Origin of the sequence: Siminovitchia jepli, assembly GCF_047228825.1 — a bacterium.
Taxonomy (GTDB): domain Bacteria; phylum Bacillota; class Bacilli; order Bacillales; family Bacillaceae_C; genus Siminovitchia.
This window is the reverse complement of record NZ_JBFEGN010000004.1, coordinates 1-22880: the sequence shown is the minus strand read 5'-3', so window position 1 is coordinate 22880 and position 22880 is coordinate 1. Positions and strand designations below refer to the sequence as shown.

The 22880-nt window shown below is 42.4% G+C and carries 26 protein-coding genes, 1 tRNA gene and 1 pseudogene; 5 read left to right on the top strand and 23 right to left on the bottom strand.

The genetic code is table 11. From position 1 onward, the window contains the following. Window positions 1-84: 84 nt before the first annotated feature. Together betT and cudC are read right to left on the bottom strand one after the other, a co-directional pair. Window positions 85-2298, bottom strand: a complete 2214-nt coding sequence (gene betT, locus AB1L08_RS03680; protein ID WP_413063326.1) for a choline BCCT transporter BetT — start codon at window positions 2296-2298, stop codon at window positions 85-87. Window positions 2299-2427: 129 nt separating this feature from the next. Continuing rightward, complete coding sequence (gene cudC, locus AB1L08_RS03675) at window positions 2428-2994, bottom strand: choline uptake/conversion transcriptional regulator CudC (protein ID WP_413063325.1); 567 nt, start codon at window positions 2992-2994, stop codon at window positions 2428-2430. A gap of 202 nt (window positions 2995-3196) precedes the next feature. On the opposite strand from cudC, the gene betB reads away from it, so the two are divergent. Both betB and gbsB read left to right on the top strand, forming a co-directional pair. Continuing rightward, entirely contained in the window at window positions 3197-4699 is a 1503-nt protein-coding gene (gene betB / locus AB1L08_RS03670; protein ID WP_413063324.1) for a betaine-aldehyde dehydrogenase, read from the top strand. Between the two features lie 26 nt (window positions 4700-4725). After that, window positions 4726-5979: a choline dehydrogenase gene (gbsB, locus tag AB1L08_RS03665; RefSeq protein WP_413063323.1), complete on the top strand. Its 1254-nt coding sequence runs from the start codon at window positions 4726-4728 to the stop codon at window positions 5977-5979. Window positions 5980-6007: 28 nt separating this feature from the next. On the opposite strand, the gene AB1L08_RS03660 is transcribed toward gbsB, so the two are convergent. From AB1L08_RS03660 to selB, 9 genes and pseudogenes are all read right to left on the bottom strand, one after another. Beyond that, window positions 6008-6913, bottom strand: coding sequence for a selenium metabolism-associated LysR family transcriptional regulator (locus AB1L08_RS03660; RefSeq protein ID WP_413063322.1), 906 nt, complete (start codon window positions 6911-6913; stop codon window positions 6008-6010). Between the two features lie 14 nt (window positions 6914-6927). Beyond that, window positions 6928-7098: pseudogene (locus tag AB1L08_RS03655) on the bottom strand (sulfurtransferase TusA family protein); the annotation flags it as partial. 78 nt (window positions 7099-7176) lie between these two features. Continuing rightward, window positions 7177-8418 (bottom strand): selenium metabolism membrane protein YedE/FdhT, encoded by a 1242-nt coding sequence (yedE, locus tag AB1L08_RS03650; RefSeq protein WP_413063321.1) that lies wholly within the window; start codon window positions 8416-8418, stop codon window positions 7177-7179. Between the two features lie 120 nt (window positions 8419-8538). Then, entirely contained in the window at window positions 8539-8901 is a 363-nt protein-coding gene (locus tag AB1L08_RS03645; protein ID WP_413063320.1) for a hypothetical protein, read from the bottom strand. Window positions 8902-8963: 62 nt separating this feature from the next. Continuing rightward, window positions 8964-9116, bottom strand: a complete 153-nt coding sequence (locus tag AB1L08_RS03640; RefSeq protein WP_413063319.1) for a hypothetical protein — start codon at window positions 9114-9116, stop codon at window positions 8964-8966. A gap of 117 nt (window positions 9117-9233) precedes the next feature. Continuing rightward, window positions 9234-9662, bottom strand: a complete 429-nt coding sequence (locus AB1L08_RS03635; protein ID WP_413063318.1) for a hypothetical protein — start codon at window positions 9660-9662, stop codon at window positions 9234-9236. Between the two features lie 446 nt (window positions 9663-10108). Then, a complete protein-coding gene (locus tag AB1L08_RS03630; RefSeq protein ID WP_413063317.1) occupies window positions 10109-10243 on the bottom strand; it encodes a hypothetical protein in 135 nt (44 codons plus the stop codon). Between the two features lie 96 nt (window positions 10244-10339). After that, a complete protein-coding gene (locus tag AB1L08_RS03625) occupies window positions 10340-10642 on the bottom strand; it encodes a hypothetical protein (RefSeq protein WP_413063316.1) in 303 nt (100 codons plus the stop codon). Between the two features lie 740 nt (window positions 10643-11382). Beyond that, window positions 11383-13281: a selenocysteine-specific translation elongation factor gene (gene selB, locus AB1L08_RS03620; protein WP_413063315.1), complete on the bottom strand. Its 1899-nt coding sequence runs from the start codon at window positions 13279-13281 to the stop codon at window positions 11383-11385. Between the two features lie 94 nt (window positions 13282-13375). Between selB and AB1L08_RS03615 the strand changes: the two genes are divergently transcribed. Continuing rightward, a tRNA-Sec gene (locus AB1L08_RS03615) sits at window positions 13376-13472 on the top strand. Between the two features lie 18 nt (window positions 13473-13490). On the opposite strand, the gene selA is transcribed toward AB1L08_RS03615, so the two are convergent. Continuing rightward, window positions 13491-14888: an L-seryl-tRNA(Sec) selenium transferase gene (gene selA / locus AB1L08_RS03610; RefSeq protein ID WP_413063314.1), complete on the bottom strand. Its 1398-nt coding sequence runs from the start codon at window positions 14886-14888 to the stop codon at window positions 13491-13493. Window positions 14889-14985: 97 nt separating this feature from the next. Between selA and selD the strand changes: the two genes are divergently transcribed. Beyond that, a complete protein-coding gene (gene selD / locus AB1L08_RS03605) occupies window positions 14986-16032 on the top strand; it encodes a selenide, water dikinase SelD (RefSeq protein WP_413063313.1) in 1047 nt (348 codons plus the stop codon). 90 nt (window positions 16033-16122) lie between these two features. On the opposite strand, the gene AB1L08_RS03600 is transcribed toward selD, so the two are convergent. The 8 genes from AB1L08_RS03600 to AB1L08_RS03565 form a co-directional block, all read right to left on the bottom strand. Next, window positions 16123-17283, bottom strand: a complete 1161-nt coding sequence (locus AB1L08_RS03600) for a vitamin-B12 independent methionine synthase (RefSeq protein ID WP_489686518.1) — start codon at window positions 17281-17283, stop codon at window positions 16123-16125. Between the two features lie 23 nt (window positions 17284-17306). Beyond that, window positions 17307-18029, bottom strand: a complete 723-nt coding sequence (locus AB1L08_RS03595; protein WP_413063312.1) for a sulfurtransferase TusA family protein — start codon at window positions 18027-18029, stop codon at window positions 17307-17309. 12 nt (window positions 18030-18041) lie between these two features. Beyond that, window positions 18042-18401: a DsrE family protein gene (locus tag AB1L08_RS03590; protein WP_413063311.1), complete on the bottom strand. Its 360-nt coding sequence runs from the start codon at window positions 18399-18401 to the stop codon at window positions 18042-18044. Between the two features lie 19 nt (window positions 18402-18420). Then, the gene (locus AB1L08_RS03585; RefSeq protein WP_413063310.1) at window positions 18421-18666 is read right to left on the bottom strand and encodes a sulfurtransferase TusA family protein; all 246 of its coding nucleotides are present in this window, start codon (window positions 18664-18666) and stop codon (window positions 18421-18423) included. A 285-nt stretch (window positions 18667-18951) separates the two neighbouring features. Next, window positions 18952-19545, bottom strand: coding sequence for a Uma2 family endonuclease (locus tag AB1L08_RS03580; RefSeq protein ID WP_413063309.1), 594 nt, complete (start codon window positions 19543-19545; stop codon window positions 18952-18954). A gap of 115 nt (window positions 19546-19660) precedes the next feature. After that, the gene (locus AB1L08_RS03575; RefSeq protein WP_413063399.1) at window positions 19661-19753 is read right to left on the bottom strand and encodes a hypothetical protein; all 93 of its coding nucleotides are present in this window, start codon (window positions 19751-19753) and stop codon (window positions 19661-19663) included. Between the two features lie 822 nt (window positions 19754-20575). After that, window positions 20576-20911 (bottom strand): endoribonuclease MazF, encoded by a 336-nt coding sequence (gene mazF / locus AB1L08_RS03570; RefSeq protein ID WP_413063308.1) that lies wholly within the window; start codon window positions 20909-20911, stop codon window positions 20576-20578. Next, window positions 20905-21138: an AbrB/MazE/SpoVT family DNA-binding domain-containing protein gene (locus AB1L08_RS03565; RefSeq protein ID WP_413063307.1), complete on the bottom strand. Its 234-nt coding sequence runs from the start codon at window positions 21136-21138 to the stop codon at window positions 20905-20907. The genes mazF and AB1L08_RS03565 overlap by 7 nt, the downstream gene beginning before the upstream one ends. Window positions 21139-21495: 357 nt before the next feature. Between AB1L08_RS03565 and AB1L08_RS03560 the strand changes: the two genes are divergently transcribed. Next, entirely contained in the window at window positions 21496-21846 is a 351-nt protein-coding gene (locus tag AB1L08_RS03560; RefSeq protein WP_413063306.1) for a zincin-like metallopeptidase domain-containing protein, read from the top strand. 165 nt (window positions 21847-22011) lie between these two features. Here the strand turns inward: AB1L08_RS03560 and AB1L08_RS03555 are convergent, their stop codons facing one another. The 3 genes from AB1L08_RS03555 to AB1L08_RS03545 are packed head-to-tail and all read right to left on the bottom strand — an operon-like array spanning window position 22012 to window position 22702. Continuing rightward, a complete protein-coding gene (locus tag AB1L08_RS03555; protein WP_413063305.1) occupies window positions 22012-22227 on the bottom strand; it encodes a hypothetical protein in 216 nt (71 codons plus the stop codon). A 28-nt stretch (window positions 22228-22255) separates the two neighbouring features. Further along, window positions 22256-22483, bottom strand: a complete 228-nt coding sequence (locus AB1L08_RS03550) for a hypothetical protein (RefSeq protein WP_413063304.1) — start codon at window positions 22481-22483, stop codon at window positions 22256-22258. 51 nt (window positions 22484-22534) lie between these two features. Then, window positions 22535-22702, bottom strand: a complete 168-nt coding sequence (locus AB1L08_RS03545) for a hypothetical protein (RefSeq protein ID WP_413063303.1) — start codon at window positions 22700-22702, stop codon at window positions 22535-22537. Window positions 22703-22880 lie beyond the last annotated feature (178 nt).

The window sequence follows — 22880 nt, the reverse complement described above, 5'->3', positions numbered from 1 at the left end:
CGGTGTAGCCTCCATTCAAGGTATAACACGGGAAGGGAGTAAGTTTAGCCGTTTTGCACTAGATTCCCCTCTTCACATTGGATATCAGGACAAATTGGGATTACTGGCGCGCTCGGGCAAATCTTCCTTCCAGGCACCTGCTGGATCGTCATCGACTGATAGCCAGGAAGCCGTTTCCATCGCCCCTGACTCCTCAAACAGATGGAGAAGCTCTACGTATCTTTCAAAGTTGTCAAGCAGATCGGCTATCAGCTGTTCTCGTGTTAATCCGAAAATGTCATAACCTTCGCTTCCGGTCTGGGTAAATACCTGAATGCGGAAATACTGCCCGGATTCAGGGGTTTGGCTTGACGCGAAAGACGGAATCGAATGGGACACTGGCAAAACCTGATAGGTGAACTTACACGCCTCTGTGAAGTTGACAATAAACGTAGCGGACGGACAATTTGAACCTTCTACTGAGCTCCAATTGATCTGGACATCGGCGCCATTGCGCTCTAGGTCTTTCTGAACAGCTTGATAAGCAGGGCGCACGGTATTGTTCATAAAGTTACACGTTTGCATTTCGTCCGGATAGGACATGACTCGGGCGATCCTTCCGCGCCACTCCGGCTCATCGTTCTGATTAGCAGCCGCACGTCCAGCAAGAACGCTCGGCAACGTTTTATGGAAAGAGTCGATGCTGAGTGTCTCACGTCTCAATACTCGATAGAGGCCAATCATGAACAGGTAAAGCACAATCGAGAAAGGCAGCCCTATGATGACGGTAGCGTACTGCAGAGCAGGTACGCCTCCTACCATTAGCATAGCAAGTGTAAGAGCACCTGTAGCAAAAGCCCAGAAGATGCGCATCCACGGCGGCCCATCACTAGTAGTATTGGTTACTTTGGAAGTGAAGTTGCTCATGACCAGAGCACCAGAGTCAGCGCTCGTAACATAAAACAGGAGGCCCAGGAAAGTTGCCACCACCACGACTGCCGGAGCGGCCGGGTACTGTTCAAGCAAGGTGTAGAATCCCTGTTCGGGGGCGTTCATAGCGATATCACCAAAGGCACTATTTCCACCCATCACGATGGTGAGGGAACTGTTACCGAAGATTGAGATCCAAAGCAGGATGAATAAGAAAGGAATCGTAAGAGTGCCGGTAACGAACTCGCGGATCGTACGTCCACGCGAGATCCGCGCAAGGAACAGGCCTACGAATGGTGCCCAAGCGATCCACCAGGCCCAGAAAAACAGCGTCCAATCAGATAGCCAGCCGCCTGCCTCGCCGTAGGCGAAACTGTTGAGTGTCATGCTTGGAAAACGGCTGACGAAATCACCTATATTTTGCACCAGTGCATTGAGCAGAAACTTTGTCTCCCCAGTGAACAGAACATAGAGCATGAGAGCAAACGCGAGAAGCACGTTTAGCTCGGAAAGTCGGCGTATACCTTTATCTACGCCCGAGACGGTGGACGCAGTCGCCATTGCAACAGCGACCACGATGAGCGAAATTTGCGCGCCCAATCCCAGGGGTACGCCGAAGATAAGATGGAGACCGAAATTAAGCTGAACTACTCCGATGCCTAACGACGTAGCAATGCCGAAGATTGTACCAAGGACTGCAGCTATCTCAATTGTATCCCCAGTGAGACCGTTGATTCGTTTGCCGAAGATCGGGTACAGCGTCGCACGGATACTCAGAGGAAGGTTATAACGGTAAGCGAAGAGTCCAAAAACCAAACCCATAAGTGTGTACATCCCCCACCCTGTCACACCGTAGTGAAACAGTGTCCAGATGACCGCTTGCCTGGCAGCTTCTTCGGTTCCTCCGATGCCTTCCGGAGGAGCCAAATAATGACTGACAGGGCCAGATACTGAGAAAAACATGAGGTCTATTCCGATGCCGGCAGCAAACAGCATCGAGGTCCAAGTAAACATATTATACCGCGGTTTTGAATGATCCGGGCCCAGCTTTACTCTTCCAGTCTTCCCGCAAGCGGCCACAATCACGAAAAGCAAAACTAAAGTAGCAGTCAGGATGTAGTACCACCCGAAGGTGTCTGCGACCCAACCTACCACTACACCGATAAAATTTTCCGCGGCATTAGGATAGATCATGCACCATGCTGCAAAAGAAATAATAATGATTGCGGAACCATAAAAGACTACCGAATTGACTGGCATTACTGCCTTTCGTTTTTGAGCGTGATCGAACGTACCAGATTTCTCTTCTTTTTTTCTTGGCCTTTGTCCATCTATATCAACTGATTCTCCATCGGTAACTTGATTATGTTTTTCCTTTGGCACACTCATTTTCCACACTTCCTCCTATAATCAATTATTTTTTAATATTGGAAAATCCCTGATTATAGTTCATTCTTAGGTGCCATGAATAACTTCCCGTCTGTAAACGTTTACAATATTTTACAAACGGGAAAAATCTTATTCTTTGAGATTTTTCTCAAAAAAATGTAAATCTCCTGATCTTAATGCATGAACGAGGTTTTTTAACCACGTATAATAGGCAATGGAATCTTCGAGCTGTTTCAGGTCCGCTTTTGCCTTTTTTCGGACATCTTCGGGAACATTGTCATTTAATAAGCCTGTTAGCTTGACAGTCGCCTTTTTAATGGCATCCATATTTACCGATATCTCTCTTTCCCATTTCTTGCAGAAGAATACTGTAAAGAATTTAAAAAAGTCTTTCTCCGCTATATATAAATCTTTTCTTTCCCCCTTCCGCCAAACTTTTTGAACAACCTCCATATCCATTAATGAATTAATTCCCGTACTCATGCTCGGTTTGCTCATCCCCATACTTTGGCTCATATGATTGAGAGTCATTGGCTCTTCACTGAAATATAACACTCCATAAAGCCTCCCTATTGAAGGTGTGATTCCGTACAGGTCCATTGTTTCCGCAAGGGCATCTATCACATATGATTCCGCCTCTTCCAAGACATCCCAATATTGTTCCTCAACTTGATGATTCTCCTGTTCGTCCAGCATTAGCTTTTCCTCTCCTTGCGAAAAATTTCGGATATTTAAAACGTTAAATATAAATTTAATAAACTTTCCAAATCATGTCAACACCATTTTTCCGAATTTTTGTATTGACTGAATATATTTATTATATTATACTTTCGGTAAGTTTGATATGTTAAATACAAATTTAACAAATCCCAATTTTTGGATTACAGGAGGTGCAGACATGACATTAATGTACATCGATGGTCAATGGGTTGAAAGTATAAGCGGGAAAACAAAGAAAATCATCAATCCCTATAACCAGGAAGTGATTGCAGAAGTTGCAAGAGGTAACAGAGAAGATGCCAAAAAAGCGATACTTGCGGCCCGTGATGCGTTTGATCACGGACAGTGGCAACATTTTAGTGCATCCGAAAGAGGAGACCTGTTGTACGAGACCGCCCAAAAGATCAAAAATTATAGGCAGGAGCTTGCCGAATTAGAGTCTCTCAATACCGGGAAAACAGTTACAGAAAGTCTTGCGGACATGGATGGAATTGCCGGGGTCTTTCAATATTATGCCGGTCTTGCTGATAAAGATGGCGGCATGATGATCGAATCTCCCAATCCACATTCCATCAGCCGGGTCGTCCGGGAGCCTGTGGGAGTATGCGGGTTAATTGCTCCTTGGAACTACCCATTGCTTCAGGCATCCTGGAAGCTCGCACCCGCTTTGGCTGCAGGGAATACTGTCATTTTGAAACCGGCAGAAATTACTCCCCTCTCTTCGATCAAAATGTGTGAAATTTTTGAGGAGGTCGGTTTTCCGAAAGGAGTGATCAATCTTGTGCTTGGCCCGGGTTCAAGTGTGGGGGCTGAACTTGCGGAAAGTGATCTTGTCGATTTGATTTCTTTTACAGGGGGCGGGGAGGCCGGAAGAGAAATCATGAAAGCAGCTTCCAATAATTTCAAAAAAATTTCCATGGAGCTCGGCGGCAAAAACCCGAATATTGTCTTTAACGATGCAGACTTTGATACAGCAGTCGATTATGCATTGAATGCGGTATTCTTCCATGCCGGCCAAGTTTGCTCGGCGGGGGCACGCCTGCTCATCCAAAAAGACATCCATGACCGCTTTGTCGACGCCGTCATAGACCGGACGAAACAAATCAAATTGGGGAATGGTTTTGATGAGGAAACTGAAATGGGACCCGTCATTTCGGAAGAGCATCTGAAAACGTTGGAAACGTATATAAAGACCGGTATTGACGAAGGAGCAACTCTTGCAACAGGCGGGAAACGGCCGTCTGCACCAGAATTGCAAAAAGGCTTTTTCATGGAGCCTACTGTTTTCACAAATTGCCACCATAAGATGAAAATTGTCCAAGAAGAATCTTTCGGCCCGATTTTGACAATTGAGGCCTTTAATACAGAGGAAGAAGCTATCGAACTCGCCAATGACAGCGTTTACGGATTGGCGGGAGCGGTTTGGACACGTGACATGAATCGCGCGGAACGAGTCGTGAAACAACTGCGTATGGGGACGGTCTGGATTAATGACTATCATCCTTATTTTCCGCAAGCGCCATGGGGCGGGTATAAACAATCCGGTATCGGCAGAGAATTGTGTCACATGGGATTGGAGGAATACACGGAAATCAAGCATATTTACCAAAATACAAAACCGGAGCCGCAAAATTGGTTCAAAGAAAAAAAGCTGAATGTAAGTGCGAATACCCAAGCTTAATAAAAAATTGACAGGAGGAAATAAAAATGAGTTTACAAATGAAAGTGGAGCAAATGTACAAATATCACACTTTTGAGACGCCAACTGTTATGAAGCACGGGATCGGGGCCATTAAAAATATCGGATATGAAATAAAAAAATTAGACGTTTCTAAAATTTTGCTCGTCACCGATCCGGGAATTTATAAGGCTGGAGTTGTTACTCCCATTATCACTTATTTAGAAGAGTCCGGAATAGGCGTTGTATTATTTGATAAAGTGGAACCCAATCCCCCCGTTCGGCTTGTCAATGAAGGTTCAAAGATTTATAAAGAGGAAAACTGCGATGGGTTGGTTGCGGTTGGCGGCGGAAGTTCCATGGATACCGCCAAAGCCATTGGTGTGGAAGCAGTCCATGATGGATCCGTTTTGGACTATGAAGCTGCCGAAGGAAAAAAGCCGCTTGAAAATAGAATCCCGCCGCTCGTCACCATTCCGACAACGGCAGGGACCGGTTCGGAAGTAACCCAATGGGCTGTTATTACCGATGAAGAAAGGCAGTTTAAATTTAACACGGGCGGTCCGCTGATCGCTGCGCATCTGACAATTATTGATCCCGAACTGCATGTATCCATGCCTCCCCATGTGACAGCGATGACAGGTGTTGACGCCCTGGCCCATGCCATTGAATGCTACACCATGAAGTATGCTCAGCCGATCACAGATGCGGTCGCTTTATTGGCAATGGAATATGTTGCAACATATATTAGACGGGCCTATTCGGATGGGACTGATCTTGAAGCACGGTATGGAATGGCACAGGCTGCCATGCTGGCCGGACTGTCTTACGGAAGTGAGTCAGCCGGAGCCGCTCATGCCATGAGTCAAACTCTTGGCGGAATCATTCCTGTTGCCCACGGACAATGCGTGGCAGCCATGATGGGACCTGTAATGGAATATAACTGGAAAGGCAATCCGGAGAAATTTGCCAGAATAGCGCAGGCACTCGGTATCAATACGCACGGCTTATCTACCGAGGATGCGGCTAAAGCCGCAGTTCGCTGGGTTTATGAGCTTGTCGATGATTTGGATATTCCGACTCTTGAAGAGCAAGGCGTATCACCAGATATGATTGATCGATTGGCTCAAGAAGCATTAAACGACCCGCAAACTGTCGGCAATCCGCGCGACCTGAATTTGAACGCCTATAAATGGATTTATAAACGCTGCTTTAATCTGGTTCCGAGTACAGTTTATAGTAAGCAACAAGCAGCGGCCGAAAAAGCCGAAGTGTATTCATAACGTAAAAAAACAAGCCCCTTCGCAATGGCTAAAGGGGCTTGTTTTTGTCATTCGTTATTTTATCAGAGGCATAAGAAATAAATTTTTTTACAAGCGGGTTGCTTTCATAATCTTTTAAAGTGGAAATATAGAAACAGCGCCTGACGATAAAATCCTCTACTTCCAGCACTTTTACCCTCCCATAGCGTGCCGCCCGTTCAGCCGCCAGCGAGGAAACGACAGAGATGCCGATTCCCGCCTCTACAGAAGCAATAATGGCTTCTGTACTTCCCATTTGGCCTGCAATATTAAATGACTTTGGATCAAAACCTTTCTCCTTAAGTTCTTGTTCCCATGCAAGTCTTGTCCCCGAGCCTGATTCCCGTATGATCCAATCACAATCTTTCAAGTCGGCAACCTTAATGCTTTCGGGAAATCGGTCACCATCGATGGGAGCAATAATTTTTAGTTCTTCTTCCAAAAGCGGTTTGGACACAAGTCTTGGATGAACTTCATGCCTCCCTGTCACGATTAAATCAACAGATCCGTTCAGCAGCCAATTAAAAACTTCTTTGGAACCGGCGATCAAGGTATGGATTTCCACTTCCTTATATAGATCCATGAAGCTTTTAAGCAATTTAGGCAAAAAATATTCGGATGGGATCGTGCTGGCCCCTACAGTCAGTTTACCCGTAAGATTGCCGCCCAATAATTGGCTCTCAAGATTGTCCCATTTTTTTAAAATGGATAGGAACTGATTATAGACAATCTGCCCTTGGGAAGTAAGATGCACACCGCCGGCATCTCTTTGCAGCAATTTTGTCTTAAAATGTTCATCCAGTGACTGAATCCGCTGGGTGATTGCGGGTTGGGAAACGGCCAGACGCTTGGCCGCCTCATTGAAGCTTCCCAGTTCAACAACTGTTACGAACGCTCTCATATGATTGATGTTCACCGCCATCACCCCGGTTACACTTTTATTGTAAAATATAAATCTTGATTCTGCTTCTCTTTTCCCAACAGGGTATAGCCGTGCTTTGTAATTTCCTCCGGGACGGTTTGAAAAGATTGCGGGCAATCGGCAATCACTTGCAATACCTCGCCTTTTTTCATATTAGCCAGCGCTTCCAGCGCATAGGTAACAGGATACGGTCAAGGCTCCCCGCGGATATCCAAGACATAATCTATGATGATATCTTCCATTATGCTCACCTGCCTTTATTTCTTTGCGGCTGAAGGCTGAACAGAATAATGGCCTTCTTTCCTATTCAGGTCAAGCCCTTTTCCAAAACGATAGTGTTTCTCCCACCAAGCCGAAAATAAATACCATGCAAAGAGCAGCAGCAGCGTGAAGAACAGGGCTAGTTTCGGATCAAACACTTCCATTAGATTAATAGGTTTCCAGCCTTCAACAAGAAGACTGTACACACCAAGGTGATCCCAGGCAAATGCCAGGAAAGTAGCGCCTGCAATTGAACCGGCCCCTACTGACCAAAAGTGGACTTGTCCTTCCATTGCCCGGTACATCCAACCGGTTTCACATCCTCCGGCCATGACAATGCCAATGCCAAACAAAAGCCCTCCAACCAGCGTACCGGGGCCTGCCACCTTAATCACTGCTTCTGCTCCTGTTTGAATATAAAAATAAGTAATGACTACACTTATGATCATACCAATCGCAAGTGCCTTTGTCATGACGGCACGTCCGCTGATCCATAAATCGCGAAAGGCGGATGTAAAACAAATTTGTGCTCTTTCAATTAGAATACCAAATCCGGCACCAAAAAGGGCTGCAATCGCCAATAATGTTTTTCCGTTAATGAAATAATAAAGAACGATCACGCTAAAGCATAAAAAAACAAAAACTCCTATGTATCGCTGTATAAAATGATTGGTCTGTTTCTCCTCCATTTGTTTTGTGCTTTTAAATGCTTTTAGATTGGGTTTCCCGCGCCACCATCTTGTTCTGATAATTTTTACGCCAATGTAGGTTCCAATGCCTGTTGCAACCATGAAAATCCATGAATGAAAAGAAAACTGGGGAACACCCGTGAAAAAAGCAGCCAAATTACAACCGAGCGCAAGCCTTGCGCCAAACCCTGCAATGGCTCCCCCGATAAACCCCTGTATCAGCCGGCGCTTTTGTTGCGGCACACGAATTTTAAATTTATTCCCTAAAAGCGTAGTCATTAATGCGCCGATCAGCATTCCAATCACAATCCATCCATCTGTCCGTTCCAGCGGGGTCCCTTTCATTCCGACAAGATCAAAATATGCCCAACTGGAAATATCGACATTTACGGACTGAAGCAGATGCCCCCCAAGCCTTGTAAACTCCCCCGTTACAGCCCATACCGTACCTGTTATTCCAAAATATAGAGCACTTAATAACCCGGCCATCCCTACCGCTGCATAAGGATTCCAGTTCTCATTAAAGATCTTGTGGAACAGTTGACGCATCGCAAACACCCCATTCAAAAATATTATACTTTGTATAAGGATATATTATCATCGGGCGTTTCACTAGTCAAATATTTCTAATAATTCATTTCCTCTATTTTAAAAACACAGCCAAGTGTTTTATTTGGAAAGACCGTCAATCGCTTGAACAGCCAGTTCCAACGCTTTAATTCTTCTTTCCAAAAGTGTTCTTTGAGGACTGCCTGCCTTTGACTTAGCATAAATGTTCTCAATTGACGGGAATAAACCAATAATAATATCGCGAGCTTCTGCTAAATCTTCCTGGGTGTAATGATGGGATCTTTGATTCCAAACGTTTTCTAGCATGGCTAAGCCGATGTTAATAGCTTTAAGTCGTTTCTTTACCAAAATAGTATTTGCACCTTTCTGAGTCATCTGTGCCAAGGCATTTTCAAGTTTACCGATTGTTGATTGTAAAGATTTTTTTGATTCCAATTTCTCTGCATTTGATACGTTTTCCATGGTAATGCCGTCCTCTCTTCAACTCCGAATTATTTTACATGAAAAACATTAAGAACCTGATTTTACTCACAATCTTTTAACATAACCAACTCTCTTTGAGAGGGATCTTCAATATTGTCTTTAAACATAAAGAAAAAGCACAATTCTCTTTTCATCTTTGTATAAATACCCTGAACCTTAATTTGCTTTTGGTTTTTATTTTGACTTTCTTGCACACTGGTTTCCCTCCCCTTTTATTCAAAAAATTATCTGCGTTGTTCCAGTTATTTTGAAAATGAAATAGTGTGAACCCAGCATGAAGTAAAGCGCTATCACTCAATAACGGAGCCCGATTACTTAACTTTCAAAGCAAAAGCATAAAAGGCATCACCATAAGATAAATTTTTATCTTCTTCATCCTTCCACCATACTCCATAATAGTAAAAATAAGTGCCTTTTTCATCGGGAACTGTAAACTGATTATCATTCACTTCAACTTCAATCTCATTACCATTCTTTATCTGTGAAAGATGAATTTCATTGGGGTTTGGCGTGTAATCCATTATCAATGTAATTTGCTCACCAGCCTGTACTTGTATAGGTTCTTCACCTTCTAATAGCTCTACCGGCCCAACGGTATCAGCACATTCTGTTGTTCCATCAGATCCCCAGCAATATGAACCCAGTTTAACCTCATACTTTTCACCGTTTACCTTTATATTCACATTAGGAGGTCTGTCTCCTGATAAACTTCTGTTCCCACCTGAATTTTTGGTAAGCATACCATTACAACTACTTAATATAAAAACGAGTAATAAAGCAATGGCGACAGTAAACCTCTATTGCTTCCCCTCCTTGGTATATAAGATGTTATGCAACAAAAATGAGCCCGATTGTTTAGGATAATATCTTCTTATTTTTGACAATGAATCCAGCAAAGAAAAAGCATCCAAACCCAATCATTTTCATAATCATATGCCCTACATTTCCCATATTGTCAATAGTCAATGACATTAAAAAAACCCCCAAAAAGACAAACGGAATAGCAAAGAACCATCTCAAATAATTACACCCTCTTTTTTTAATTATTCTGTAAACCGGCCTGTTTTTGGTATGACTGTCTTCGATTATCACGCAAGTTTGTTCAAAAAAACATTATAAGTCCTGATTTTTATTTAACCACTATACTTTAGTGTTCCGTGTGATTTTTCTAGAAATTACATATAGTTTACAAGTAAGTTAAACCAGCAACTAATACAATAAAGCCTGCCATATCATCTTGAATGAACAGAGCCCTTAACGCCATAAACCCTATCAGAAAATACCCTATATACCCCACTGTAAATCCGAGAATATGCTTCATATCTGCCCTCCCCGAAGTATTTGTATTCCACAATTAACATAAAGAAAAAGCACAATTCTCGCTTTGGAATTGCGCGCCCTTTTGAAGATATCTTATCTATGAATATTCCCCTTTCTTGCTATAAACTTCATAAGCAAGATATCCAAATAAATAGCCGATTCCAGCTCCTAAACTAACAGTAAACGCTAGAGAAATCGGAAAAAGCATGCCTAAAATGACACCGACAGCACAACCAAAAAGCATTCCCATTGGAATTAAACTATCTAATAAATTTTGAGCGCCTTTTGTTTTTTTCTTACCCAGGCTGCCTTGATTATATTTATGTTGGAGCCTTTGAATTACAAATACTACAATCCCTCCCACTATTACAACAGGCGCAATTGCCATGAAAAACCCCATGTTAGAATCCCTCCTTCCACTTTGTATTCCAACTACTGAAAATATAAAAATGGCCCATATTTAGGTTTAAATTTGATTATTTCTTCGAATGAATATTGATATGATTAAACTTATAGAGAGACCTATCATTAAAATTATAAGCAACCAAGAGGTATGAACATCATGCCATATGACTTTAATAACTGCAAATAATAGTACGGCAACTACATACGGTGTGAACAATAAGATAAAATTTAATTTTTTTTCATTTTTATTCACTAAAACACCCCAATCTTTGAAACCATTACTCCACAAGCCGGCCCTTTTCAAGAACTATCTTATCCGCTTATGTTTGGAACGTGCAGGCAGAATGTTAATCACATCAATGTCTCCATCATTTTCGGAAACCGCATAAAAAAACACATAATTTAACATTTAGTGCCGACTTTTTCCGTACCAACCTTTAAAAGGTCCCTGCTCAACCACTCTTCCGGCAATTTCATCAATCATGTTATCTTCTTTTGTATCAGAAGCATCCGGAACATCGTCGCATCATTTCAATAGGGCATGACACAGTGTTTGAACCCTGCCAAATGTATAAATCTGATGTTTGGTCATGATACAGCCTTCCTTCATCATTCCATTAAAGGCCATTTGTTGAAGCCGGTTCTTATTGAAAATCATCAAATTAGGTACAACAAGTATCACGTTTATCATTCAACATACGAATGTCCTTTAATTTGAGGAAGCAGCCATGTTTTTTAATTGGGAACTGAATTTTTTTGCATCCACTTTCGGGTATTATCAGTCCTTTTTGTGTACCCCAATCGGTCAAAAAGTTCGAGCAAAGGCACTAAATATTTTCTTGTTACCGGCAAACTTTCCCTTGCCATCTGCAGGGTAAATTCTTCCAAGTTAGTATCGGCTTCCAATTTAATGCGGGCCTGATTAACCGCTTCCTTTGAGATAAGCATGTCGTCTTGCAAAATAAATGCTTTATTCGTAAGCAGTAAATAATGATAAAACTCTTTCTGAATTGCTTCGGGGATTCCATGCTTTTTAAGTAACACGCCAAATTTTTCAACCTCTATACCCTGATGTATTAACTCTTGTTGGGCATTTTCCAATTTTGATTTCCATTTCAAGGGCAATGCTGGAGATGCATAAATCAAAGAGACATACTGATTTTCAATTTTAATCCTTTTTTCTGCGTCTAATGTTTTAACTGCGTACTCTATGAGGGGTGCCGGGAATTGTTGTTTCAGTTCGGAAATGACCTCCGCTTTATCCATCCCGGCCCTCATGGGATATCGTTGATGAAAAGTTTTTACGGAATGGATGACGTTGTCTTTTACTTCCCCAAATATTGAATCGAGTGTAAAGACGCCATTTTCCATTTCAAGCAACAGTTCTTTCGCTTCATTTAGCTCTTTTTCGAAAATGGAAGCTCCTTTTAAAAGTTCACTATATGTTAAAACCATTTTCTCCTTCAATAATGACCGAATACGATCGATTGCCTTTCCTTCCTTCTTTAAACTCAATTGTTCGATCGTGCTTTTTCCAAACCGATATTTTTTTCCGTTTGGCTCGATGATCCACCCGCCGCCAACTGTCTCCACAGGTGTGGGTTTCCTGATGATAAAACGGTCACCCCTGGTCACAACGATTTTTTCTTGTAACTGGATTTGGCAAAGGATTTCTTCTTTTTCGTTTTGATTTATTTCGTTGCGGTCAAAGAAAATAATCTTGCCCATTACTTCGGATGTACCAACATACAGTTTCACAGGCTGCCGCTGCCTGATACTATACTGAATGTCCTTTAAAGGGAAAAATACAACGTCTATCCGATCTGTAACTGAATAATATTGATCGGCGGCAAGAACGTCTCCTCTTGATACTTCATCATAGGAGAGACCTCCAATATTAATGGCTGTACGCTGGCCTGCAACAGCCTTTTCGGTTTGGTGATGATGTACTTGAATTTGCCTGACCCTGACTTCTTTATTTTGAGGAAGCAGCCTCAAACGCTCACCTTGTCTTACTTCTCCATCGTATATCGTACCACGCACAACGGTGCCCTGCCCTTTCACTGTAAACACTTGATCAATTGGCAGCCGGAATGAGGCCTTCCTTTCTTTTTTCTTGATACGCATTAACTCTTCCCTTATTGCAGCTTTCAATTCGGGAATTCCGTTTTTGGAAAGGCTGTCAACACATAAAATGGGTGCATGTCTTAAAAACGTGTGACCAAGATGCTCTTTTACATCTTCCATTACAATTTCAAGCAATTCCTTGTCTGTTTGATCGATTTTTGTAATGGCTGTCAATCCATTTTTTATGCCGAGAAGGGATATGATTTCGAGATGTTCCTTCGTTTGGGGCATAATCCCTTCATCGGCTGCAATCACCAATATCACCATATCAATGCCGGCTACACCAGCGATCATCTGGCGAATAAATCTCTCATGGCCCGGAACATCGATAATGGAAACTTGTAATCCGTCATCCATTATAAATGGAGCGAAACCTAATTCTATGGAAATATTTCTCTCTTTCTCTTCTTTTAATCGATCCGTATTTACTCCCGTTAATGCTTTTGTCAATGACGTTTTTCCGTGATCAATATGACCCGCCATTCCGATCGTAAAATATTGATTCATATCGTTCACCTGCCATATAAATGGTTGTGCTTGCTTAAATGGGCAATATAAATATATAATAGAAGATGTCTAAATAATCAACAATTTAAAGCAAGGGATCGGATGAGGTACTGGTGTTCTCCTTGGTCTTCAAAACCATTTGGGAGGCGCGTGTCGTCTCCGGTGGGTTCGATTCCCACACGATCCCGCCAAACCATCCTCTCAATTTATTAAAAACGTAAAAATGCCTCGATAATCATTTCCAGCTCTTCCCAAGTCACTGTTCTAAAATCAAGAATGACCGACTCATTTTTTACCCTTACTATAACAGGAATTGTGTTGTTCCTTAGTTTAACGGCCATTTCATTACTCGAAAATGACTCATGTTTTACATTCACGACATATGTATCCAATTCCACTTCCGGCATGGTGCCTCCGCCAACTTTGGACTTCTCCTGCTCTATATGACAAATAAACTTTGCATTTTTAGAGCTTAACTCCCTAATGAAATTATTTGCTTTCTCCAAAATTGTTTCACTTGATTGCAGAATATCACGGATTGTCGGAATCTCTTGGTGTTCCTGGTTTCTGATATAGGATTTTAATGTTGCTTCCAAGCCGGCAAGGGTAAACTTATCCACCCGCAACACACGGGCAAGCTGGTGCTTTTTTATTTTCTCGATGTAGTTTTTTTTGCCCACGATCACTCCCGCCTGCGGTCCCCCAAGCAATTTATCTCCGCTAAAGGAGATAATGTCTATCCCTGTTCTGACTTTTTCCTGGACAGTTGGTTCTGAACCAATTTGCCGCTTTTGAAAGTCAAAGAGAGTTCCGCTCCCCAGGTCTTCATAGATCGGAATATGGTGCTGTTTGGATATTCTTACCAGGTCATCTGTGGCGGCGTCTTTCGTAAAGCCAAGTATTTTAAAGTTGCTTTTGTGCACTTTCATGAGCAATGCCGTATTTTCATTAATGGCATTTTCATAATCACCAATATGGGTTTTATTGGTTGTTCCTACTTCCTTCAAAACGGCTTGGCTTTCTTCCATAATTTCGGATATGCGAAAAGAACCGCCGATTTCTACAAGTTCTCCCCTGGATACAATGACTTCTCGGCCTGAAGCAATTGCTTTCAGCACCAAAAAAACGGCTGCTGCATTGTTATTTACGACCATTGCCGCCTCTGCCCCTGTTAACTGTTTAATATAATCCTCGACAATATCATGCCTGGAGCCTCGTTCACCTGTTTTTACATTATACTCAAGCGTTGAATAAGACAAGGCTGTTTCGGTCATATGATCAATTGCTTGCTTGCTTAAACGTGCTCTTCCGAGATTTGTATGCAGTACTACGCCTGTTGCATTGATGACCTGGCGCAATTGATTTTCTTGCATTTGCTCTATTTTCTTTTCAAGCAATTGAAAGATGTAATCCACCAGCTTTTCTCTATTAATGTCTTTTATATGTAATTCATTTTTTATCAATCTGTTTCTAACTATATCGATTTGCTCATTGACCCATTCCGTCAGTACATCTTCCGAGATGAAAGCGTTATGTAAGATTTGAGAAAAATGTTTATGATTTTTTAACTGATGTACGGCAGGCAGGTGCCTGAGATGATTGGTCATTTCTCTCACCGTCCAAATTGTTTAGTTTGTTCGCTTTTTTTAATTAAACAATTTATACTGATTAGGAACCATATTTTTTAAAAAAGGGGGTATTAAAGTGGCAGATCAGCTAAAATTAACTTCCTTATCCACTAAAGCAGGTTGAGGCTGCAAAATCGGTCCAGAGGACCTGGCGCAAGTTTTGCGCTATATGCCAACACAAAAAAGTGATCCAAATCTGCTGGTAGGCCTGGAACATCCGGATGATGGCGGGGTGTACAAGCTAACAGATGAAATCGCCCTCGTGCAAACAGTTGACTTTTTTACCCCCATAGTGGATGATCCGTATATGTTCGGCCAAATTGCTGCAGCCAATGCACTAAGTGATGTCTACGCAATGGGCGGAACACCGAAAACCGCCTTAAATATTGTGGGTTATCCCGTAAAAAAACTGGGGCCAAAAATATTGGCGGAAATTTTACAAGGCTCCGGTGATAAAGTAAAAGAAGCTGGAGCGCAAATTGTCGGCGGCCACTCCATCGATGATCACGAGCCCAAATTCGGTCTGTCAGTTACCGGAATCGTTCACCCTGATAAAATTTATAAAAATATCGGTGCACAGCCCGGAGATATGCTTTTAATTACCAAACCAATCGGCGTCGGCATCCAAACAACGGCTATTAAGCGCAATCGACTGACAAAAGAACAAATAAGCCGGGTCACTGAAGTGATGAGCGAATTAAATAAATATGCGGCACAATGCCTATCCAATTTTCATCCGAATGCCGTAACGGATATCACCGGATTTGGATTGTTGGGACATGCCTTTGAAATGGCAAGCGGAAGCCAAGTAAGCTTTCTGATTTCCAACAAAGACGTACCTGTTTTGCCCGGTACGAAAGAGCTTGCCAAAGACGGCATTATCCCGGGCGGTTCAAAATCCAATCATCAATGGCTGGTGAATGATGTTGAGTACAGCCAAAATATTTCAGAAGTGGAGCAGCTTATTTTATGCGACGCCATTACATCAGGCGGGTTGTTCATCAGCTTGCCCAAACAAGAAGCCGATCCATTTATTCAGGCGCTTGCATCCAGCTTTTCCATTCAGGCTTCGGTCATCGGAGAAGTGACCGAAAAGAAGGAAAAAGCCATATATGTTTACTAAAATAAGCTTTCTTGTTTGAATTGTAACACAAGTGGCCGTTATACGACAGATCCCCCTGGCATGTACCTGGGGGATTTACATTTTTTCACATTATTGTTGTCTTAATCTATGGGCAGCCTGAACCATAACCCTTAATTTATGAACAGCTTTTTCCGGTGTATTCATGGGCCGCTGGGCAAAAGTGCCAAATCCGCAGTCAGGGTTCAGAAAGATCTTTTCCGGTGAAAGGATCTTCGCCGCTTCTTTTCCTCTTTCAACGATTGAATCAACACTTTCCAAATTCTCTGTACGCGGATTAACCGCACCCAAACCCAATTCTTTCCCCGCCAAATGTTTCACTTCGTCCAATTCTCCTGCCCGTGGAGTGGCATATTCAAGAATGAATTGGTCTGCATTCATTCGGGCCAAATAAGGCATTAAAGGAGAATAGGGCCCTCTTAACAGTACACTCTCCTGCGTACTCCAGTTTCCGCGGCAAATATGGATGCCGATTCTGGTTCCTTTTCCTCTCATCCCTTCCATGACCCGGTTGATCAACCCTGTTGCAAATTCCAGTTCTTCCTCCCGATCGGCTTTCGCCGTGAGTGCTCCGCACATAAAGGTCCGGTTTGCATTTTTCTTCGTAAAAACAAGCTCTGTCAGCACCGGCTCATCAAATTGTACAAAATGAACCCCGGCTTTAATGAGATCTTCAAGCTCTTCCCGAAGAACGCGAACAATATCTTCGGCAAGGGATTCCTTGGTCGGATAAAACTCCCCTGACAACCCTTCCACCCACATGGAACGGGTCAGTAAATAAGGTCCCGGCAAGGCTACCTTGATGGCCCGATCGGTATGCTGGCGCAAAAATTGATATTCGTCCATTACAATGGGCTTCTTCCTGTCAATTTTCCCGACGGCGGCCGGATTCGATAAAGAAAAAGCGGGAACATCCAATGTGCCCAAAATTTCTTCAAAACTTGCTTTGTCTTCCACGTAATCAAGCAGTTCTGCCACCGTCAGCATTTTGACATTTTCCAATTTATCGGCGACAAAAGAGATAAAATTGTCCCGCCGCAGTTCGCCGTCTGATACAATATCCAGGCCAGCTTCTTCCTGCATCCTCAAACAATCGATGACCGCCTTGTCGGCAATGTTATGAAATTCACGTTCATCTATTCTTCCTGCCTTTTTGTCGCGAAGTCCATGCAATACTTCCCTGGATCTTGGCCAGCTTCCAACGACCGTAGTGGGAAACAACGGAAGTTCCATATCATGCTCCCTCCTTCTTTTTCTTAAAAAACGGATGCAAATCGAATATCCATATGAACGGTTTGGCATAATGTTTGATAGATTGGAGATCGTTCCAAAGTCAGTTCCCACGTTTCTTGCAACGAGGCTGTTTCCTCCGGTGAACTTACATAAAACGTGCCACTTATCTCTATCAGCCTGGGACTTCCTTCGTCTTCAAGCTGCATATGATAGAGCACATTATCAAGCTTTCCTTTTACACTGCATTCCATGGCATCTATCGTAAGGCCCCGGCGAGACGCATGCTGTTTGTAGCCTACGATGAGACAAGTACCAAGAGAGCCCAGCAAATAATCGATCGCACTCGGTGCCTCTACATTTGCTGAAAAATCAGCGGGCTGTCCTGCTTTAAACGTATGATTTCGGCTGTAGACATTGGCTGTCAACCCTTCTTTTGCCTGTACACGAACATTCCATTCGTAATGGCGGGCTGCTTCCAAATCTTGCTGAAGACTGCTGTCTGCCCCGCCTTTTCTAATAAAATAACTTACATCATCCTTATTTTTCTTGGAATCGAGGAATTCATGCTGTACCATCCGGCACCAAGCCGGCAAGTCCTCGGCAACAGTCCGCTCCCGGCTCCGAACTTCCAATATTTCTCCATTCTGAATCGCATCCATATGTTTCTTAATAATGAGGAGAAGACCTGAACCACAGTCCAAGTCTCCTCCATCGCAAGTTGCTGCAACCGCTGGTATTTCATTCATTTACAGTCCCCCCTAATACGTGATACAGGCAGCACCTTGGGAAAGGAATTCAATGAGCTTTGCACCACCGACAATTTTCGCTCCATTGACCAGTTTTTCTTCATCCAACCCGCGCTTTTTAAAACATGGGCTGCAAACCCACAGTTGTCCCCCTGCTTCCAGGAACTGGACCATTAACTCTTTCAGAGGAGCAAAGCCTTCTTCATGAATGTCATTTGCATATCCTTCTTCACCCAGATAAACGCCATCCACGGTTAGAAAAACGACCGTTTCCTGTCCTGAAGCCACGGACGCGTTAGCCACCACAAATCCTACCGTTGCTTTATCCGGATCATTTTTTGCACAAGTAATGCTGACTGCAATTTTTCCCATGTACGATTCCTCCTGAAATTTATTTATTTTTTTGAATATAATAGACACTGTTCTTTCCCTGATCCACCCGCTTTAATAACGTATGACCCTGCAGGCGGCACCAGGCCGGAATATCTTCCCTTGCACCCGGATCGTAAGATTTGACCTCAATCACTTGACCCTTGTCCATTTTTTTCATTTTCATAAATAGATTCATGATCAATTCTCCGCAACCAGTGGGGCCCGCATCATACACAACATCTGCTTCAAAAGATTTTTGAACCAAATTTTTTCACCCCTATGTAAAAAATGTAGAAAATGCGTTATGTACTACACTCCTTTTCTGAATATATTTTGAATATATCATAACATAAATTTATTTAAAAAATAACATTTATTTATACAATTTAAGCCAATTAATCCACGTCCATCAGCACGTATAATTACAGGAATAAGTAAATGGTCCTCAATCCCGGACCGAAGCAGCAATATTGCCAATATTAACGCTTTTACGTCTCTGCCATTGATAATCTTTTTGAAAGGCTTCGGCGGCTTGCTTTTTCATGTTTTATCAGGTTAAACGCGGGATCTTTGCCATAATTTGTGTCATGGTAAAGGAAATACAGCGGATATTTGGTGAATTGACCATTTCTTCTTCCTGAAAAATATTATTGAGTTCATAACGCTCTTTATCCAGAACGTACTCTTCCAATACGCCGGCTTCTGGATCAACGATCCAATATTCAGGAATCCCATACTTGGCGTACGTTCTTAATTTATCGATTTTATCACGTTTTAAAGTGCCCGGAGAGAGAATTTCCACCACCAGATCAGGAGCTCCTTCTACCGCTCGTTGACTCAAAATGTCCAGACGGTTTCGATGGACAATGGCGAGATCCGGCTGTCGTACTTCGGTTGGGGCTAAAATGACGTCAACAGGGGCAGGCAAGATAATGTAATCAGATTCGCAGGATTGACTAAATTTCTTGAATAATTCCCCGCTCACCAATTGATGGATAATCGTTGGCGCAGGACTCATCAGCTCCAAATGCCCATCAACCAATTCATACGTATTGCCATCATCAATTGCTGCGTAATCGTTGTAAGTGAGACCGCTTTCTTTTAATTGATCAGGGCTTGCCTTTTTACGATTGTTATTTGACATTCCGCTCCCCCTTTATGATTTCTCATATTACAAATAGCATATCATCATACCTTATGTTTTCAAGACTTGATCATCAAACAATGTCATCCATTACTCGCACTTTTCCGAAGAAATTTTAAGCCCGCTGCCAAATGATTTCTTTGGAGATCCGGGCAAAAAAAGCTCCAACATAAAGCGACCAGACCATCACCCATCTCCAGTAAGTGATCGTCCAAGTTGCCGGTATAAGGTGTCAGCGCCAAACTCATTCCGGAGTGCTGTCTGAACCGGAGATGGATACCGCCAGTCATTGAGGAGAAGAGCAGGTGAAAAGATAGATGGGAGATAATTAAGGCTGACGTTATATTACAGTTCCTTTAACGCCAGACTTGAATTTATTGAGTGAATCAATTTCATAATTGCTCTTTATAAAAATTTAATCTTATCGTGGTTCCTTTGCTAACGCAAAGCGTGTCGCTGACGCTCCTTATGATTAGGCTTTTTTCTTTTGTCTGTAGCAGCGTATCGTTCGCAACGCCACTAAGATCAAAACGTGTCGGGATCCCCGAACCCAACTCGTTTTGATCAAGTGGCGGAGCCAGCCAGTCAAGGGGAGAAAAAAACTTTTTTTAAAAACGCTACGCAACAAAAAACTTTTTTTTGCTCTTGGTCCCTTGACAGACTGTCTATGCCGAAATCTCTGGAACTTCAACATCCCTGCAAGGGCCGGGTAGTATTTTCTCCGCCCATTTGCTCCGAAAATCTCACCCTTTTCCCCTTGCAGGGAGAAATTCGGCGGGTGATGGTCTGTCCCAAGCCGACCATACTCAAAACGAGGGGTCCCGAGGGCGGCTTGCTCTGTCCATTGTACCCGCCGAACCGCCAATTCACCCCAGCCAGCCTCCCACCTCAAAACAAGGGGAGTTCCCCTTGTATCCCTTATATCCTTGTTATCCCGTTTATTTTATTTTTCGGGGTACAGTACCGAAAACGTGATTTACAACGTTAAGGGAGTTTCAAGCATAAAAAAGAACGGTTAATAAAAACCGCCCTACAATAACTTTTTTAGCTTTTCAAGGACATTCGTAATGATTTCTTCATCTACATCGCAAATATAATCAGCATTTCGGGCTTTCCAATCTAAATTTTTGATATGGTCTGATAAAATCACACCACTAATGGGCAAACCAGTAGGTAAAGGAACCTCAAAAGGTAAATTCTTCACTTTGGCTGTTAGAGGAACACATAAAGAAAGCCCTGTTCTGGCATTATAAATTTCAGGGGATAAAACAAGTGCAGGTCGCCTCCCTGCCTGTTCATGCCCTGCTTGTGGATTGAAGGAGATCCAAATAATATCTCCCCTTTTTGGGGTATATTCTGTTACCATTCTTCTTTCCCAACCGCCCCATCATCAAACGTTTCTTTGTGATACATATCGGGTGTGATGCCCTCTAACATTTCCGCTAAAGTTTCTTCTTTAGGCTTTGGCTTTATGATAATAGCATCTTCTTTAATACTGAGGTCTACTTCTTTTCCCTCTTTAATATTTACCGCTTGGCATAAGGCTTTTGGTAAACGAATGGCTAAACTGTTTCCCCACTTTTGAACTTGCATGTCACCAACCTCCCTTTACTAATAGTATATACAAAGTTTATACTAAAAATACAATATATACAAGATAACTTTTAATACAAGGGGTACCGTCAGGAAAATGCGGATTTACAACGTTAAGGAAATTCCAAAATAAAAAGTCCAATTTCTCAGCATTAATTGAAAAGGAAGATAAGGACAGCGACGAAAAAGAGAAATTCCCTTTACTTCGATATTACCGGGTGTTTGAAATCAATAGCCAGGTTGAAGGGCTCCAAAGCAAACGAAAAGAAGAAACTTTCGAGTATAACCCAATTGAAGTCGCCGAGAGAATAAAAGCCGAATACATCAATTCCCCTTCATCCAACTACAATTCAGGGAATGCATTATTATCAGCCTTTCAGAGACCATATAAATGTACCGCCTTTAAAAGATTATGAAAACTCTGATGAATATTATTCAACGCTTTTTCATGAAATGATTCATAGTACAGGCCATAAGAGCCGTCTAGATCGGGAAGGCATCCCACAAACAGCAAGTTTCAGGGATGAAGTTTACAGCAAAGAGGAATTAGTTGCCGAAATGGGAGCCGCCATGTTATGCGGAGTTGCGAGAACTGATAACAGCACCTTACCCAATAGCGCCGCTTATATCCAATCTTGGCTAAGGACTTTGGAAAGGAGATACAAAATTAGTCTTACACGCAGCTGCACAGGCTCTAAAAGCAGCTGATTATATTCAGAATATAACCCATATCCGGCACCTGAAAGACAAGCTGTTCCTCTTTTTTCCAGGTGCCTGTTTAAAAATTTGGATTTATTAAGTCTCCAATCGACTTATCTCAACTTTAATCCATCCATTTCGACAGTTTTTGAGCGTTCCCGTATCCTTTAGGAGTCAAATCATCGTTTTTTCGGCCTTTTTCGTCACATAGATGGACATGTCATATCCTGCCAGCTCAAGGATCCGTTTCGTTTGATCCCCGATATTGTCAGGAAGAAAGCGAATCACTTGCCCTGCCTGACGAATATAAATGACCTTAATTTCCTGCAACTCTTTTAACAATACCTGCCCCGTCGAGCGAAATAGCTTGCGCTTCCCGGCCAGGACCAATGGAGCTTCTCCTGCTTCATCTTTTCCCTTACTCGATGTTCCAGGAGGCATAAATCAAAAGAGCCATGACAAATACGATGCCCAATGCGTCGATTCGGCTTGGCTTCTTTAAAAAGAAACCGTCAATCATAGCAGGGCTTTTCAACAGGCGAAAGCGCGTCTCTGCAGCCTCCTGCCCTTTATATGTTTGAAGGACTCCGCGATCAGGCAGCTCATTTTGGTCAACCTTATTGGTGATCAGGATAAATGTGCTCATTTTACGCTTTTTCTCTTCAATGGCTTCTTCATTTTTTGTCAGCTGTTGGAGCTAATGAAAATAGGTGCTGGAATGGGCTTTCAGGAACACTTTTATCGCTTTTTCGCCATCTTCTGGGCATTGATAGACGGTACTTTCAAACTTCTTGACTTCCTTTTCAAGATGGGCTTGTTCTTTAGCTACAGCTTTGAGGAGTAAAAATTCTTCGAGATAATTCACTTATTTTACCCCCCCAAATTTTGATAAATATGGGATAATTTAACTGTGTTTATCATGATTTAGGGGGATTTATGGATGATTACAAGAAAAGAAAAACGTGAAAGAGAAAAAAATAAAAACTTTTTCTTCGAGTTCGTCAAAATTCAGCGTCATTTCTTTAAAGAATTTACAAACACAT

What these genes read in the sequence shown, in the direction of transcription:
- AB1L08_RS03630 (WP_413063317.1), bottom strand. Translation starts at nt 10,243, where the DNA reads ATGAAGCATATTCTCGGATTTACAGTGGGGTATATAGGGTATTTTCTG.
- betB (WP_413063324.1), top strand. Translation starts at nt 3,197, where the DNA reads ATGACATTAATGTACATCGATGGTCAATGGGTTGAAAGTATAAGCGGG.
- AB1L08_RS03625 (WP_413063316.1), bottom strand. Translation starts at nt 10,642, where the DNA reads ATGGGGTTTTTCATGGCAATTGCGCCTGTTGTAATAGTGGGAGGGATT.
- betT (WP_413063326.1), bottom strand. Translation starts at nt 2,298, where the DNA reads ATGAGTGTGCCAAAGGAAAAACATAATCAAGTTACCGATGGAGAATCA.
- AB1L08_RS03590 (WP_413063311.1), bottom strand. Translation starts at nt 18,401, where the DNA reads ATGGGAAAAATTGCAGTCAGCATTACTTGTGCAAAAAATGATCCGGAT.
- AB1L08_RS03580 (WP_413063309.1), bottom strand. Translation starts at nt 19,545, where the DNA reads ATGTCAAATAACAATCGTAAAAAGGCAAGCCCTGATCAATTAAAAGAA.
- AB1L08_RS03595 (WP_413063312.1), bottom strand. Translation starts at nt 18,029, where the DNA reads ATGAATGAAATACCAGCGGTTGCAGCAACTTGCGATGGAGGAGACTTG.
- cudC (WP_413063325.1), bottom strand. Translation starts at nt 2,994, where the DNA reads ATGCTGGACGAACAGGAGAATCATCAAGTTGAGGAACAATATTGGGAT.
- gbsB (WP_413063323.1), top strand. Translation starts at nt 4,726, where the DNA reads ATGAGTTTACAAATGAAAGTGGAGCAAATGTACAAATATCACACTTTT.
- AB1L08_RS03565 (WP_413063307.1), bottom strand. Translation starts at nt 21,138, where the DNA reads ATGCAAGTTCAAAAGTGGGGAAACAGTTTAGCCATTCGTTTACCAAAA.
- AB1L08_RS03550 (WP_413063304.1), bottom strand. Translation starts at nt 22,483, where the DNA reads ATGAGCACATTTATCCTGATCACCAATAAGGTTGACCAAAATGAGCTG.
- AB1L08_RS03645 (WP_413063320.1), bottom strand. Translation starts at nt 8,901, where the DNA reads ATGGAAAACGTATCAAATGCAGAGAAATTGGAATCAAAAAAATCTTTA.
- AB1L08_RS03635 (WP_413063318.1), bottom strand. Translation starts at nt 9,662, where the DNA reads ATGCTTACCAAAAATTCAGGTGGGAACAGAAGTTTATCAGGAGACAGA.
- yedE (WP_413063321.1), bottom strand. Translation starts at nt 8,418, where the DNA reads ATGCGTCAACTGTTCCACAAGATCTTTAATGAGAACTGGAATCCTTAT.
- mazF (WP_413063308.1), bottom strand. Translation starts at nt 20,911, where the DNA reads ATGGTAACAGAATATACCCCAAAAAGGGGAGATATTATTTGGATCTCC.
- selB (WP_413063315.1), bottom strand. Translation starts at nt 13,281, where the DNA reads ATGAATCAATATTTTACGATCGGAATGGCGGGTCATATTGATCACGGA.
- AB1L08_RS03560 (WP_413063306.1), top strand. Translation starts at nt 21,496, where the DNA reads ATGCATTATTATCAGCCTTTCAGAGACCATATAAATGTACCGCCTTTA.
- selA (WP_413063314.1), bottom strand. Translation starts at nt 14,888, where the DNA reads ATGACCAATCATCTCAGGCACCTGCCTGCCGTACATCAGTTAAAAAAT.
- AB1L08_RS03600 (WP_489686518.1), bottom strand. Translation starts at nt 17,283, where the DNA reads ATGGAACTTCCGTTGTTTCCCACTACGGTCGTTGGAAGCTGGCCAAGA.